Here is a 13,067-nt window from a genome sequence, read left to right on the forward strand (position 1 = left end):
GACATGCACCAGCTTACGCTTCGCGGAACCGATATCCGACTCCGTAAAGAGTTTCGATCATCTCGAAGTCGTCGTCGACGGCCTTGAACTTCTTGCGCAGCCGCTTGATGTGGCTGTCGATGGTGCGGTCGTCGACATAGACCTGTTCATCATAGGCCGAATCCATCAGCGCATCACGGCTTTTTACGACACCGGGACGCTGCGCCAGCGAATGCAGGATCAGGAACTCGGTGACAGTCAGCGTCACCGGCTCGCCCTTCCAGGTGCAGGTATGGCGCTCCTGGTCCATGACAAGCTGGCCGCGTTCGAGCGAACGGGCCTGCTGGCTGGGCGTCTTGGCCGCGGCCTCGCGGGCACTGGCCCGGCGCAGTACCGCGCGCACGCGCTCGACCAGCAAACGCTGCGAGAACGGTTTGCGGATGAAATCGTCGGCGCCCATCTTGAGGCCGAACAATTCGTCGATCTCGTCATCCTTGGAGGTCAGGAAGATGACCGGAAGGTCGGACTTCTGGCGCATGCGGCGCAGCAGCTCCATACCATCCATGCGCGGCATCTTGATGTCGAGGATGGCAAGATTCGGCGGGCGTGCCGCCAGCCCTTCCAGCGCAGACGCACCATCCGTGTAGGTCTCGACGCGATAACCCTCGGATTCGAGGGCGATCGAGACCGACGTCAGAATGTTGCGGTCGTCATCGACAAGCGCGATTGTTGCCATTTCAAGCGGCTCCCTCATGAGCTGTCCCTTCTTTCGTAGAGAAGGGGCTTTTGCAGGACAAATTAGGTACAAAATGTGGCATAGGCCTTGTCCGCTGTCACGCGCGGCATGCCGGCGGCCACAATCCTACCTCGATATGGATTGGACGAACGAACACCGCCAATCCTTTGGGCAACCGCGAAACTTTTTGCACATATAAACGATTTAAACAACTTTCAAAATATTTAAATCGATTAATGATTTGATATCATTTGCCTTTTCTGGTTCTGACAATCTCAGCCTGCGTTGTAGGCATGCCGGAAACCTGCCGGCAAAGATGCGGAAAATCGAAGAGGGACACCTGATGTCGGAAGTCGGCAAACGCAATTCTGCCTGCGCGATCGATCATATCGGCCTGAAAACCACCGGCGTGGTGCGCTATAATTTCGGTGCGGCTTCCCTTTATGAGGAATCGATCCGGCGCGGCGAAGCCCGGCTCACCGCGCATGGCGCGCTGGTCGCCGAGACCGGCCAACACACCGGCCGCTCGCCCAAGGACAAATTCGTCGTCCGCGACGGCGCCACCGAGCCGCATGTCTGGTGGGACAACAACAAGGCGATCTCGCCTGGCCAGTTCGATACGCTGCTAGCCGATTTCCGCGCCCATGCCGCGGACAAGGATCTTTACGTGCAGGATCTGGTTGGCGGCGCCGATGAGGAGTTGAAGCTGCCCACCAGGGTGATCACCGAGTTTGCTTGGCACTCGCTGTTCATCCGCAATCTGCTTATCCGCCCGGACGTCGCGGAACTCGAGCAGTTCGTGCCCGAGATGACGATCATCGACCTGCCGTCGTTCCGCGCCGATCCCGTCCGTCACGGCAGCCGCACCGAAACGGTGATCGCCGTCGACCTAACGCGCAAGATCGTGTTGATCGGCGGCACCTCCTATGCCGGCGAGATGAAGAAGTCGGTGTTCACCATGCTCAACTATCTGTTGCCGGCGAAGGGCGTCATGCCGATGCATTGCTCGGCCAATGAAGGGCCGACCGGGGACGCAGCCGTCTTCTTCGGACTGTCGGGAACCGGCAAGACGACACTTTCGGCCGATCCGTCGCGCACGCTGATCGGCGACGACGAGCATGGCTGGGGACCGCACGGCATCTTCAATTTCGAAGGCGGTTGCTACGCCAAGACGATCAAGCTGTCGGCTGAAGCCGAACCGGAAATCTTCGCCACCACGCAACGCTTCGGCACGGTGCTGGAGAATGTCGTGCTGGACACGAACCGCGTGCCGGATTTCAACGACGCAAGGCTCACCGAAAACACGCGTTGCGCCTACCCGCTGCACTTCATCCCCAATGCCAGCAAGACGGGACGCGCCAATCATCCGAACAACATCATTATGCTGACCGCGGATGCCTTCGGCGTGATGCCGCCGATCGCGCGCCTGACCCCGGCGCAGGCGATGTATCATTTCCTGTCCGGCTACACCGCCAAGGTGGCCGGAACCGAAAAGGGCGTGACCGAACCCGAAGCGACGTTTTCGACCTGTTTCGGCGCGCCATTCATGCCGCGCCATCCATCGGAATACGGCAATTTGCTGCGCGAGTTGATCGCCCGCCATGACGCCGATTGCTGGCTGGTCAACACCGGCTGGACCGGCGGCGCCTACGGCACCGGCAAGCGGATGCCGATCAAGGCGACGCGGGCATTGCTTGCCGCTGCACTCGACGGCTCGCTGAACGCAACCGCGTTCCGCACCGACGCCAATTTCGGCTTCGAGGTGCCGGTGGCTGTCCCGGGCGTCGATAGCGCCATTCTCGACCCGCGGTCGACCTGGGCCGACAAGGCCGGTTATGATCGGCAGGCAGCGAAGCTGGTCGGCATGTTCGCCGTCAACTTCGAAAAATTCGAAAGCCATGTCGACGCCGTGGTGCTGGGTGCGGCGCCGCGCATGCAGGAAGCGGCGGAGTAATCACGCCGTTGCGCTCAGCCTGTCGTTGAAGGGCCCGGTCTCGATCGGGCCTTTTCTTTTTCAGTCCGCCGCGCCATGACTGCGGCATGGCGAGCGACGACAACATTATCATTGCCGACGATGCGGTGATCCACCCGGGCGACCTGCACGAGGACTTCATCCGCTCGTCCGGTCCCGGTGGCCAGAACGTCAACAAGGTGGCGACGGCGGTGCAGCTGCGCTTCGACGCGGCCAACGCAACGGGCCTGTCGGAGCGCGTGCGCGAGCGGACGATCAAGCTTGCCGGCCAGCGTGCCACCAAGGACGGCGTCATCGTCATCGAGGCTGGCCGCTTCCGCACCCAGGAACAGAACCGGGCGGACGCCCGGGCAAGGCTCACGGCACTGGTCGCCAAGGCCGCCGTGCCGCCACCGCCGCCGCGCAAGAAGACGCGGCCGTCGAAAGGCGCGGTGGAACGGCGGCTGAAAAGCAAGGCCGGACGTGGCACGATCAAGAAACTGCGCGGCCGCGTCGGCGACGACTGAAGCCGCCCGCCCAAACGTTTTCGGGTCGTTATCAGCGCTCCTGTATGGCAGTCTTCGCGATCAAAGCATCAATCCGGATTGTCGACCGACCCCATGCTCGTCCTGCCCAAAGGCGTCCGCCACATGCCGGCCTACCTGTCACGCACCGTACAGGAAGCGCTGGTCGAGGATGTCAGAAGCATCGTGCAGCAGGCGCCGCTGTTCGTACCGGCCATGCCGCGCACCGGCAAGGAGATGAGCGTGCGCATGACCAATTGCGGGCCGCTCGGCTGGGTCACCGACAAGGAAGGCGGCTACCGCTATCAGCCGACACACCCGGTGACCGGATCGCCATGGCCGCCGATTCCGGACGGGCTGCTCGACCTGTGGCGGCAGGTGTCGGGCTACCCGCACCCGCCCGAGGCCTGCCTGGTCAATTTCTATACACCGGAAGCAAAAATGGGCCTGCATCAGGATCGCGACGAGGCCGATTTTTCGGCACCGGTGGTTTCCGTTTCGCTGGGCGACGACTGCCTGTTCAGGGTCGGCCAGACGACGCGTGAGGGCGGCACGAAGTCGTTCAGGCTGAAAAGCGGCGACGTCGTGGTGCTCGGCGGCGAAGGGCGCCTCAGCTTTCACGGCGTCGACCGCATCTACCCCTCGACCTCGGCGCTGCTGAAGAACGGAGGGCGCATCAATCTGACGCTGCGGCGGGTGACGAAACCAATCCCCGCCGCGACCAACGAAGTCTCGGAAGAAGGCCGATAGACCTCCCTCACAGCTTCCTGAGCGCCACTTCCTCAATCAGGTGGTCGGCGCCCTTGCGCAGGATGAGGTCGGCGCGAGCCCGCGTCGGCAGGATGTTCTCGCGCAAATTCTTCAGATTGATGTTGGTCCACAGGCCTTCGGCGATGGCGCGGGCCGAATCCTCCGAGAGCTGCGAATAGCGGTGGAAGAAGGAATCCGGATTGCGGAAGGCGGTCTCACGCAGCCGCATGAAGCGCGCGGTGTACCACTGGTGGATCAACTTCTCGTCGGCATCGATATAGATGGCGAAGTCGAAGAAGTCCGACAGGAACGGCACGATCTTGCCGTCCTGCGGCAGCTTGCCCGGCTGCAGGACATTGATGCCTTCGAAGATCAGGATGTCCGGCCGGTCGATGGTGACGAACTCGCCGGGAATGACGTCATAGGTCAGGTGCGAATAGACCGGCGCGCGGACATTGCGCTGCGCCGACTTGATGCCCGACAGGAAGCGCAGCAGTGCGCCGACATCATAGCTGTCGGGAAAGCCCTTGCGCTCCATCAGTTTTTCGCGGCGCAGGACCTCGTTGGGAAGCAGGAAGCCGTCGGTGGTGATGAGATCGACCTTGGGGCTCGACGGCCAGCGCGCCAGCAACTCTTTCAGCACGCGAGCGGTGGTCGACTTGCCGACCGCGACCGAGCCGGCAATGCCGATGATGAACGGCGTCTTGACCACATCCACCGCGTTGAAGAAGGCCTGGCGTTGCCTGAACAGCAGCTGGCTTGCTTCGACATGCGCGGACAAAAGCCGCGACAGCGACAGATAGATGCGCTTGACCTCTTCGAGGTCGACCGGGTCGTTGAGCGAACGCAGGCGGCGGAATTCATCCTCGCTCAGCGTCAGCGGCGTATCGGCGCGGAACTGCGACCATTGCTCGGCGGAGAAGAAACGAAAGGGGGAATATTTCTCGGTTGGCGCGAGCTGATCCATCGAGATATCTGCCCTCCTCGCGGTCAGCCCTTGGGCCGTGACGCCTTCTCGGCAATGCCCGAACGCCCGGTGCGGCTTTCGAGTTCCTTGAACACATCGCTCAGCGGGACCTCTGAAAGGCCGAGAACGACGAGCCAATGATACATAAGATCGGCACTTTCCGAAACGAGGGCCTGTTTGTCGCCCTTGACGGCGGCAATCACCGTCTCGACCGCCTCTTCGCCGAGCTTCTGCGCCGCCTTGTCGATGCCGCGCGCGAACAGCTTCGCCGTCCACGAGTCCGGATCATCGGAATGGGCGCGTTCCCGGACGATTTTTTCCAGATCGGAGAGTGAAAACTCGGTCATGCCGTCATCTATCTGCTTGTTTAAGCATGATCTTTCCCGAAAACCGGTTCCCACTTTTCGAGATCATGCTTTAGGTCCGATTATTCGCGGAGTCCAGCCGCATCGGCAGACCGGCCTGGGCCATATGCGCCTTGGCCTGCGCTATCGTGTAGGTGCCGAAATGGAAGATGGAAGCCGCCAGCACCGCGCCGGCATGGCCGTCTCGGATGCCTTCGACCATGTGATCGAGCGTGCCGACACCGCCGGAAGCGATGACCGGCGCGCGCACCGCGTCCGATATCGCGCGGGTCAGCGCAATGTCGTAACCGGCCTTGGTGCCGTCACGGTCCATCGAGGTCAGCAGGATCTCGCCGGCACCGCGATCGACCATCAGCCGAGCGAATTCGACCGCGTCGATGCCGGTCTTCTCGCGCCCGCCATGGGTGAAGATCTCCCAGCGATCGGCTTCGCCCGGGCCGGACACTTTCTTGGCGTCGATGGCGACGACGATGCACTGGTTGCCGAACTTGTCGGCCGCCTCGGCGACGAAATCAGGGTTCTTCACCGCCGCCGTGTTGATAGACACCTTGTCGGCACCGGCCAGCAGCAGCTTCCTGATGTCGGCGACCTGGCGCACGCCGCCGCCGACGGTCAGCGGCATGAAACATTGTTCGGCGGTGCGGGCGACGACGTCGAAGATGGTCTCGCGATTGTCCGATGAAGCCGTAATGTCGAGGAAGCAGAGCTCGTCGGCGCCGGCTGCGTCATAGGCCTTGGCCGCCTCGACCGGATCGCCGGCGTCGATGAGATCGACGAAATTGACGCCCTTGACGACACGGCCGTTCTTGACGTCGAGGCAGGGGATGACACGGGCTTTCAGCATCACCTTCCCTCTATCGTTGCGATGAGATCGTTGAGCAACAGGCCGACCAGCGGCGGAACATCGGCCCGCGCATCGAAAGCCGGATCGTAGGCGGAAACAGTTATGCCGACCACCGGCACCGCAAGCGCCATGGCACAAGCCGCATCGCGCAACTGTTCCGGGCTCGGCCCGCCGGAACTGATGTAGCGGTTCGCCTGCAGGTCCTCCGGATCATGCACGTCCAGATCGAGATGCATGTGCGCGCGTTTGGCGCCGGCGGCCTTCAGTCTCTCGGTCGCCTGGGCCATCCCGGGACACTCCGTTCGAACGATCGGCAATGTCTTGAGAAGCTGTTTTTCCGCCGGATCGAGATCGCGTGCGTTGAGGAGCACGCAACGCGACGGATCGATCGGGTGGAAGCCGGGAATGGCCGCCGCCATCGGACGCCAGCAAAGGCCGAGCACAGTCGCCAGCGCCATGCCGTCGAGAAAGCCATATATGGATGTCTCGGGCGTGTTGAGGTCGCCATGCTGGTCGGCCCAGATGATCGCATCGGCACCCTCGCCGGCGACGGCGCCGGCGCTGGTGAGACAATTTCCGGCGAGAACGATGGGAAAGCGACCGCTGTCACGGGCAAGGCGAACCTCCGCCGCGACCGCGTTGCAGACGGCAAAGCCGGTGGCGATCTCGCGCTCCTGGGCATCTCCGACCCTGCCGATATCCTCGACCGCGACGTCGTGACCGGCCATGGTCAAGGCATCGACGAGACCGCCCGATATCAGCGCGTCCGGGCCTTGGCCCATGCCGCCATGGTAGTGGCCACTGTCATAGGAGGCCAGGATGATGGAGATCTTCACGGCCGCGTCTCCGGCCTGCCTTGCAGGATCGCCAGAGCCTCGGCCGGATCGATGCGGCCGTCATAGAGCGCCCGGCCGGAGATCGCGCCTTCGAGCTTTTGCGCATCGGGCATGGTCATGCGCACGATGTCGGCGATCGAAGCGAGCCCGCCGGAGGCGATGACGGGGATGGACACGGCCTCGGCGAGGTCGATGGTGGCGTCCCAGTTGATGCCTGTCAGCACGCCGTCGCGGTCGATGTCGGTGTAGATGATGGCGGCGACGCCGGCGCCCTCGAATTTCTTAGCCAGTTCGATGACACCGAGGCTTGATGCCTCGGCCCAGCCCTCGACGGCGACCTTGCCGCCCTTGGCATCGATGCCGACGGCCACTTTGCCCGGGAACGCCTTGCAGGCCTGCTTGACCAGATCGGGGTCGCGCACCGCAACCGTGCCGAGGATGACGCGGGCCAACCCGCGATCGAGCCAGTCTTCGATCTGCTCCAGCGTACGGATACCGCCGCCAAGCTGAACCGGGTTCTTCGTCGCCTTGAGGATGGCGCCAACCGCCGCGCTGTTGACGCTCTGGCCCTTGAAGGCGCCATTGAGGTCGACGACATGGAGCCATTCGAAACCCTGTTGCTCGAAGGCTTTTGCCTGGGCGGCCGGGTCGTCATTGTAAATGGTCGCGGTCGCCATGTCGCCGTGCTTCAGGCGCACGCATTGGCCGTCCTTGAGATCGATGGCTGGAAACAGGATCATTCGTTCAGGCGCCTTCAACGGTAGAGGCGGCAAGCCGAAACTTCGAGGCATGCTGATACTCGGGCGAATGATAGCATTCGACCGCCTTGTCGTAGGATTCGAACTCGACCAGCACGTGGCGGTTTCCGGTCGGTCCTTCCGGATTCTCGTAGCGACCGGCCCGGACGGGGAATTTCGCGCCGTACTTCGTGAAGGCAACGGCATTCGCCTCGATGTATTGCTTGTACACATCGGCATCGCGGACATCGATCATCGCCATCCAGTAGCCCTTCTTGCTCATGATGCCTCAAGGCCTCCAGCGCAGGAAATTGGTGATCAACGCCAGGCCCAGCGCCTGGCTCTTTTCGGGATGGAACTGCGTGCCGACGAGATTGTCGCGGGCGACGGTGGCCGTCACCGGGCCGCCATAGTCGGCGACCGCCAGAACCTCGTCGGGCTTGCGCGCATCGAGATGGTAGGAGTGGACGAAATAGGCATGCAACCCGTCCGGCCCGGTCGGGATGCCGGAAAACAGTGGATGCTCACGCTTGAGTTCTATCGTGTTCCAGCCGATCTGCGGGATCTTGAGCGCCGGATCTGCGGGCGTGATCTCCTTGACGTCGCCGGCGATCCAGCCAAAGCCGTCGGTAACGGTCTTTTCTAGGCCGCGCTCGGACATCAGTTGCATGCCGACACAGATGCCCAGGAAAGGCCGACCCTTGACGTTGGCGACTTCTTCCACCGCTTCCCACATGCCGTCGACGGCATGCAAGCCGGCCGCGCAGTCGGCATAGGCGCCGACACCCGGCAGGACGATGCGGTCGGCGCTGCGGACCCGTTCCGCGTCGGCGGTCAGGTCGATTTCAGCGGATATGCCGGCTTCGCGCGCGGCGCGCTCGAAGGCCTTGGTGGCCGAGCGTAGATTGCCCGAACCGTAATCGATGATCGCAACCCGCATGTCAGGGTCTTCCCGGAATGTGGGTCAGCCCCAGCGCCATGCCCGGCTGCGAGGGCCGTGCGAGGGCCGCATCCGGGACGATCCGCGGCGCCGGTGCGGCATGATCGGGAAGCGCCTCGGCTTCCAACGCATAGCGTATGTCGGCCTCGTCGAGGCTGCCGGCCTCGACCACGCCCCATTCATGCCAACCGCGCCGGCGGAGCGCCGCGATTCGCAACCCCTGCCCCTCCAACCCAACATAAAGTGAGACGAGCAGCGACAACAGCGAGCCGGCCAGCCCAAGGCCGAGCTTTTCGCCAAGCATCGAAAGCAGGCCCATAATGACGAAGGCGAGCCCCGCCTCGATCCACAGCCGATGCCAGGCGAACCATAGTGGCGGCACCAGAAAACCCAGCCAGGCGAAGCCATCGCGGACAAAGCGCGTTGCGTCGACCTTCTCGCCGCGGCCGGGTGGCTCCATCACGACATAGATGGCCATAACTTACCCCTTCAACGATCCCTTGGTGGAGGGAACCGCGTCCGGCTGGCGCGGGTCGCGTTCGAGCGCCGCGCGCAGCGCACGCGCCACCGCCTTGAAACAGGTCTCGGCGATATGGTGGTTGTTGGCGCCATAGTGATTGGTGACATGCAGCGTGATGCCGGCGTTCTGTGCCAGCGCCTGGAAGAATTCACGCACCAGTTCGGTGTCGAATGTGCCGATCTTCGGCGACGAGAAGGAAACGTTCCAGACCAGGAACGGCCGGCCGGATACGTCGATCGCCGCGCGCGTCAGCGTCTCGTCCATGGCGAGGTCGATCGAAGCATAGCGCAAGATGCCGCGCCGTTCGCCGAGTGCCTTGGCCAGCGCCTGGCCGAGCGCGATGCCGGTGTCCTCGACGGTGTGGTGGTCGTCGATGTGCAGATCGCCCTTGGCCCTGACCGTCATGTCGATCAAAGAATGGCGCGACAGCTGATCCAGCATATGGTCGAAGAACCCGACGCCCGTCGAAATGTCTGACTTGCCCGAGCCGTCGACATGGACCGATACGGCGATATCGGTTTCCTTGGTCTTGCGGCTTGCTTCGGCGGAACGGGGCGACATGACCTTGTCCTTGTCCCAGGGTTTCACGCGTTCCAAGCCTTCACCGGCTTGAAAACGAGAGCCTTCTAGCAGCATGATCCAGCGATTGCCAGTTGCCATCCCGATCGGTATCGAGCCGTTTGCAATCACCGGGCCTGTGCATACATATGGCCGATCACGTCACTCGTACCGCGCCAATCGCCTTTTGAAGGGATCGCGCGAATCGGAGCCAGGAAATGTCTAATGAACTGACCATGCACGCCACGACCATCGTGACGGTGCGCAAGGGCAACAAGGTGGTCATTGCCGGCGACGGCCAGGTCAGCCTTGGCCAGACCATCATGAAGGGCAACGCCAGGAAAGTGCGCCGCATCGGCAAGGGCGGCAATGTGATTGCCGGTTTCGCCGGCGCCACCGCCGATGCTTTCACGCTGCTGGAACGGCTCGAAGCCAAGCTCGAACAATATCCCGACCAGTTGACGCGCGCCTGCGTAGAACTCGCCAAGGACTGGCGCACCGACCGCTATCTGCGCCGGCTGGAAGCGATGATGCTGGTTGCCGACAAGTCGATCTCGCTGGCGCTGACAGGCACCGGCGACGTGCTCGAACCCGAACATGGCGTGATGGCCATCGGTTCCGGCGGCAATTACGCACTGGCCGCGGCACGCGCGCTGATGGACACCGACAAGGATGCCGAGGAGATCGCCCGCAAGGCGATGCAGATCGCGTCCGACATCTGCGTCTACACCAACAACAACTTCGTCATCGAAACGCTCGATGCCGGTTGATCCGGCGGTGCTGTATGATTTCCGGCCGGTGACCGAGAAAGACCTGCCGATGATCGCCGGCTGGCTCGCCGAACCGCATGTCGCGGAGTGGTGGGACGACCCCGAGACGGAAATCGCCGAGATTCGCGGCCACATCGACAGCATTTCCGTCGAGCCCTTGATCGTCGAGCTCGACGGCAAGCCGATCGCCTATCTGCAGAGCTACGACCCGCATCTGGAAGATGGCCACCCCTATGCCGACCAGCCGTTCGGCACGCTGGGCATCGACCTGTCGATCGGCCGGCCGGAGCTGGTCGGTATCGGCCACGGTTCGGCGATCGTGCGCCAGTTCGTCGAACAACTGTTCGAGGAGGGTGTTCCGCGCGTCATCATCGATCCCGACCCTGCGAACGGACGCGCCATCCGCGCCTATGAAAAAGCTGGATTCAGACCTATCGACCGCAGGCAATCGGAATATGGCGACGTCGTGCTGATGGCCGTCGATGCCGAAGCGGGCGACGCGGAAGAGGGGGAATGATCTGATGACGACACCGGTCAAGGACAGCAGCTATTCGGCCTATGAAGACAGCTGGAGGATGGGGCTGCTGCTTGTCCTGGCCCTGCTCATCTTCCAGGCGGGAGCCCTTTACGGCATGGGCCGGACGCCGATCTGCACCTGCGGTTATGTGAAGCTCTGGCACGGCGTGGTGAACAGTTCCGAGAACTCCCAGCACATCTCCGATTGGTACACGTTCTCACACATCATCCACGGTTTCCTGTTCTACGCGCTGGCAAGGTTCCTGTTCCCGCGTTCGCCGATCGGACTGAGGCTGGCATTCGCCGTTCTCATCGAAGGGGGCTGGGAGCTGCTGGAAAACAGCCCGTTCATCATCGAACGCTACCGCGCCGGCACCATCTCGCTCGATTACTACGGCGACAGCATCATCAATTCGGTGTCCGACACACTGGCCATGGTGCTGGGATTTGTGATGGCGCGAAGGCTACCTATATGGGTGATCGTCAGCCTCGCCATCATCTTCGAACTGGGTACCGGCTATCTCATCCGGGACAATCTGACACTCAACGTGATCATGCTGCTGCATCCGTTCGAGGCCATCAAGCAGTGGCAAAGTGGAATTTAGTGATATGAGCACATTTTCTCCCCGCGAAATCGTTTCGGAACTCGACCGCTTCATCATCGGCCAGAAGGACGCCAAGCGCGCCGTGGCCATCGCCTTGCGCAACCGCTGGCGCCGGCAGCAACTGCAAGGCCAGATGCGCGAAGAGGTGATGCCGAAGAACATCCTGATGATCGGGCCGACGGGCGTCGGCAAGACCGAGATCTCGCGCCGCCTGGCGCGCCTTGCCGGCGCGCCTTTCGTCAAGGTCGAGGCGACCAAGTTCACCGAAGTCGGCTATGTCGGCCGCGATGTCGAACAGATCATCCGCGACCTGGTCGAGATCGCCATCGGCCTGGTGCGCGACAAGCTGCGCGAGGACGTCAAGGCGCGCGCCCACATCAACGCCGAGGAACGCGTGCTGGAAGCGCTGGTCGGCAAGACGGCGAGCCCGGCGACGCGCGACAGTTTCCGCAAGAAACTGCGCGACGGCGAACTCGACGACAAGGAGATCGAGATCGAAGTGGCCGACACCGGCACCGGCGGCATGCCCGGCTTCGAGATTCCCGGCATGCCGGGCGCCAATATCGGCGTGCTGAACATCAACGACATGCTGTCGAAGGCGATGGGCGGCAAGAAGACCAAGTCGCGCAAGACGACGGTGAAGGAATCCTACGCTCTGCTGGTCAACGACGAGTCAGACAAGCTGCTCGACCAGGACGAGGTGGTGCGCCAGGCGCTCGATGCGACGGAAAATGACGGCATCGTCTTCCTCGACGAGATTGACAAGATCGCGTCGCGTGAAGGCGGCATGGGCGCCGGCGTTTCCCGTGAAGGCGTGCAGCGCGACCTGCTGCCGCTGATCGAAGGCACCACGGTGGCGACCAAGTATGGGCCGGTGAAGACCGACCATATATTGTTCATTGCATCGGGCGCCTTCCATGTCTCGAAACCGTCAGACCTGTTGCCGGAATTGCAGGGCCGCCTGCCGATCCGTGTCGAACTGCGGGCGCTGGAGAAGGACGATTTCGTCCGTATCCTGACCGAGACCGAAGCCAGCCTGATCAAGCAGTATATCGCGCTGATGAAGACCGAAGGCGTCGACCTGACCTTCACCGACGACGCTATCGATTCGCTGGCCGGCATCGCCGTCGACCTCAACGACAGCGTCGAGAACATCGGCGCCCGGCGGCTGCAGACAGTGATGGAGCGGGTGCTGGACGAGATCTCCTACGACGCGCCGGATCGCAACGGTACGGCGGTCACCATCGACGCCGCTTATGTGGAAAAGCATGTCGGTGATCTCTCGCGAAACACAGATTTGTCGCGATTCATCCTTTAAACGACGGCGCCGGGTCATTCCGGCGCCGGTTTAGAGTGTTGCGCGTCCTCTCGGACACGCAACGGACGCTCTAAGACTTTTAGAGTGACGCATCGTGCTTTCCAAAAATCGATTCCGATTTTTGGGCCGATGCGTTGCAACACAGTCCGGC

The 13,067-nt window shown here is 62.5% G+C and carries 17 protein-coding genes; 7 read left to right on the top strand and 10 right to left on the bottom strand.

The window, feature by feature from the left end:
- Window positions 1-13: 13 nt before the first annotated feature.
- A complete protein-coding gene (locus AC1D10_RS00415) occupies window positions 14-715 on the bottom strand; it encodes a response regulator transcription factor (RefSeq protein ID WP_013528337.1) in 702 nt (233 codons plus the stop codon).
- 343 nt (window positions 716-1,058) lie between these two features.
- On the opposite strand from AC1D10_RS00415, the gene AC1D10_RS00420 reads away from it, so the two are divergent.
- From AC1D10_RS00420 to AC1D10_RS00430, 3 genes are all read left to right on the top strand, one after another.
- Window positions 1,059-2,669 (top strand): phosphoenolpyruvate carboxykinase, encoded by a 1,611-nt coding sequence (locus AC1D10_RS00420; RefSeq protein WP_477269780.1) that lies wholly within the window; start codon window positions 1,059-1,061, stop codon window positions 2,667-2,669.
- A gap of 86 nt (window positions 2,670-2,755) precedes the next feature.
- Window positions 2,756-3,193 (top strand): alternative ribosome rescue aminoacyl-tRNA hydrolase ArfB, encoded by a 438-nt coding sequence (arfB, locus tag AC1D10_RS00425; protein WP_477268106.1) that lies wholly within the window; start codon window positions 2,756-2,758, stop codon window positions 3,191-3,193.
- Between the two features lie 93 nt (window positions 3,194-3,286).
- Window positions 3,287-3,940, top strand: a complete 654-nt coding sequence (locus AC1D10_RS00430; RefSeq protein ID WP_477268108.1) for an alpha-ketoglutarate-dependent dioxygenase AlkB family protein — start codon at window positions 3,287-3,289, stop codon at window positions 3,938-3,940.
- A 7-nt stretch (window positions 3,941-3,947) separates the two neighbouring features.
- Here AC1D10_RS00430 and coaA read toward each other — a convergent pair whose 3' ends face one another.
- The 9 genes from coaA to hisB form a co-directional block, all read right to left on the bottom strand.
- Window positions 3,948-4,907: a type I pantothenate kinase gene (gene coaA / locus AC1D10_RS00435; RefSeq protein ID WP_477268110.1), complete on the bottom strand. Its 960-nt coding sequence runs from the start codon at window positions 4,905-4,907 to the stop codon at window positions 3,948-3,950.
- A gap of 23 nt (window positions 4,908-4,930) precedes the next feature.
- Window positions 4,931-5,254, bottom strand: coding sequence for a phosphoribosyl-ATP diphosphatase (locus AC1D10_RS00440; protein ID WP_477268112.1), 324 nt, complete (start codon window positions 5,252-5,254; stop codon window positions 4,931-4,933).
- 70 nt (window positions 5,255-5,324) lie between these two features.
- Window positions 5,325-6,119 carry an imidazole glycerol phosphate synthase subunit HisF gene (gene hisF / locus AC1D10_RS00445; RefSeq protein WP_477268114.1) on the bottom strand — a complete coding sequence of 265 codons (795 nt, stop codon included), beginning with the start codon at window positions 6,117-6,119 and terminating at the stop codon, window positions 5,325-5,327.
- Window positions 6,116-6,952, bottom strand: coding sequence for an arginase family protein (locus AC1D10_RS00450; protein WP_477268116.1), 837 nt, complete (start codon window positions 6,950-6,952; stop codon window positions 6,116-6,118). The genes hisF and AC1D10_RS00450 overlap by 4 nt, the downstream gene beginning before the upstream one ends.
- On the bottom strand, window positions 6,949-7,692 hold the full coding sequence (gene hisA, locus AC1D10_RS00455; protein WP_379101068.1) for a 1-(5-phosphoribosyl)-5-[(5-phosphoribosylamino)methylideneamino]imidazole-4-carboxamide isomerase: 744 nt from the start codon (window positions 7,690-7,692) through the stop codon (window positions 6,949-6,951). Before hisA ends, AC1D10_RS00450 begins: the two co-directional genes overlap by 4 nt.
- Window positions 7,693-7,696: 4 nt before the next feature.
- The gene (locus tag AC1D10_RS00460) at window positions 7,697-7,972 is read right to left on the bottom strand and encodes a DUF1330 domain-containing protein (RefSeq protein WP_477268119.1); all 276 of its coding nucleotides are present in this window, start codon (window positions 7,970-7,972) and stop codon (window positions 7,697-7,699) included.
- Between the two features lie 6 nt (window positions 7,973-7,978).
- On the bottom strand, window positions 7,979-8,629 hold the full coding sequence (gene hisH / locus AC1D10_RS00465; protein WP_477268121.1) for an imidazole glycerol phosphate synthase subunit HisH: 651 nt from the start codon (window positions 8,627-8,629) through the stop codon (window positions 7,979-7,981).
- A 1-nt stretch (window position 8,630) separates the two neighbouring features.
- On the bottom strand, window positions 8,631-9,107 hold the full coding sequence (locus tag AC1D10_RS00470) for a DUF2628 domain-containing protein (protein WP_477268123.1): 477 nt from the start codon (window positions 9,105-9,107) through the stop codon (window positions 8,631-8,633).
- A 3-nt stretch (window positions 9,108-9,110) separates the two neighbouring features.
- Entirely contained in the window at window positions 9,111-9,710 is a 600-nt protein-coding gene (gene hisB / locus AC1D10_RS00475) for an imidazoleglycerol-phosphate dehydratase HisB (RefSeq protein WP_477268125.1), read from the bottom strand.
- A 215-nt stretch (window positions 9,711-9,925) separates the two neighbouring features.
- Between hisB and hslV the strand changes: the two genes are divergently transcribed.
- Genes hslV through hslU form a run of 4 tightly spaced genes read left to right on the top strand, consistent with a single transcriptional unit; the run spans window position 9,926 to window position 12,916 of the window.
- The gene (gene hslV / locus AC1D10_RS00480; protein ID WP_111545071.1) at window positions 9,926-10,477 is read left to right on the top strand and encodes an ATP-dependent protease subunit HslV; all 552 of its coding nucleotides are present in this window, start codon (window positions 9,926-9,928) and stop codon (window positions 10,475-10,477) included.
- Complete coding sequence (locus tag AC1D10_RS00485) at window positions 10,467-10,994, top strand: GNAT family N-acetyltransferase (protein ID WP_477268127.1); 528 nt, start codon at window positions 10,467-10,469, stop codon at window positions 10,992-10,994. The genes hslV and AC1D10_RS00485 overlap by 11 nt, the downstream gene beginning before the upstream one ends.
- A 4-nt stretch (window positions 10,995-10,998) precedes the next feature.
- Window positions 10,999-11,598 carry a DUF2585 domain-containing protein gene (locus AC1D10_RS00490; RefSeq protein WP_477268129.1) on the top strand — a complete coding sequence of 200 codons (600 nt, stop codon included), beginning with the start codon at window positions 10,999-11,001 and terminating at the stop codon, window positions 11,596-11,598.
- 4 nt (window positions 11,599-11,602) lie between these two features.
- On the top strand, window positions 11,603-12,916 hold the full coding sequence (gene hslU / locus AC1D10_RS00495) for an ATP-dependent protease ATPase subunit HslU (protein WP_477268131.1): 1,314 nt from the start codon (window positions 11,603-11,605) through the stop codon (window positions 12,914-12,916).
- Window positions 12,917-13,067 lie beyond the last annotated feature (151 nt).

It is taken from the genome of Mesorhizobium sp. P2_A8, assembly GCF_056404935.1.

Bases quoted from the DNA above. Each gene is read 5' to 3' on its own strand.
- hslV (WP_111545071.1), top strand. From the start codon at position 9,926: ATGTCTAATGAACTGACCATGCACGCCACGACCATCGTGACGGTGCGC.
- hisH (WP_477268121.1), bottom strand. From the start codon at position 8,629: ATGCGGGTTGCGATCATCGATTACGGTTCGGGCAATCTACGCTCGGCC.
- hisA (WP_379101068.1), bottom strand. From the start codon at position 7,692: ATGATCCTGTTTCCAGCCATCGATCTCAAGGACGGCCAATGCGTGCGC.
- arfB (WP_477268106.1), top strand. From the start codon at position 2,756: ATGGCGAGCGACGACAACATTATCATTGCCGACGATGCGGTGATCCAC.
- AC1D10_RS00430 (WP_477268108.1), top strand. From the start codon at position 3,287: ATGCTCGTCCTGCCCAAAGGCGTCCGCCACATGCCGGCCTACCTGTCA.
- AC1D10_RS00490 (WP_477268129.1), top strand. From the start codon at position 10,999: ATGACGACACCGGTCAAGGACAGCAGCTATTCGGCCTATGAAGACAGC.
- coaA (WP_477268110.1), bottom strand. From the start codon at position 4,907: ATGGATCAGCTCGCGCCAACCGAGAAATATTCCCCCTTTCGTTTCTTC.
- AC1D10_RS00460 (WP_477268119.1), bottom strand. From the start codon at position 7,972: ATGAGCAAGAAGGGCTACTGGATGGCGATGATCGATGTCCGCGATGCC.
- AC1D10_RS00420 (WP_477269780.1), top strand. From the start codon at position 1,059: ATGTCGGAAGTCGGCAAACGCAATTCTGCCTGCGCGATCGATCATATC.
- AC1D10_RS00485 (WP_477268127.1), top strand. From the start codon at position 10,467: ATGCCGGTTGATCCGGCGGTGCTGTATGATTTCCGGCCGGTGACCGAG.
- AC1D10_RS00415 (WP_013528337.1), bottom strand. From the start codon at position 715: ATGGCAACAATCGCGCTTGTCGATGACGACCGCAACATTCTGACGTCG.
- AC1D10_RS00440 (WP_477268112.1), bottom strand. From the start codon at position 5,254: ATGACCGAGTTTTCACTCTCCGATCTGGAAAAAATCGTCCGGGAACGC.
- hslU (WP_477268131.1), top strand. From the start codon at position 11,603: ATGAGCACATTTTCTCCCCGCGAAATCGTTTCGGAACTCGACCGCTTC.
- hisB (WP_477268125.1), bottom strand. From the start codon at position 9,710: ATGTCGCCCCGTTCCGCCGAAGCAAGCCGCAAGACCAAGGAAACCGAT.
- AC1D10_RS00470 (WP_477268123.1), bottom strand. From the start codon at position 9,107: ATGGCCATCTATGTCGTGATGGAGCCACCCGGCCGCGGCGAGAAGGTC.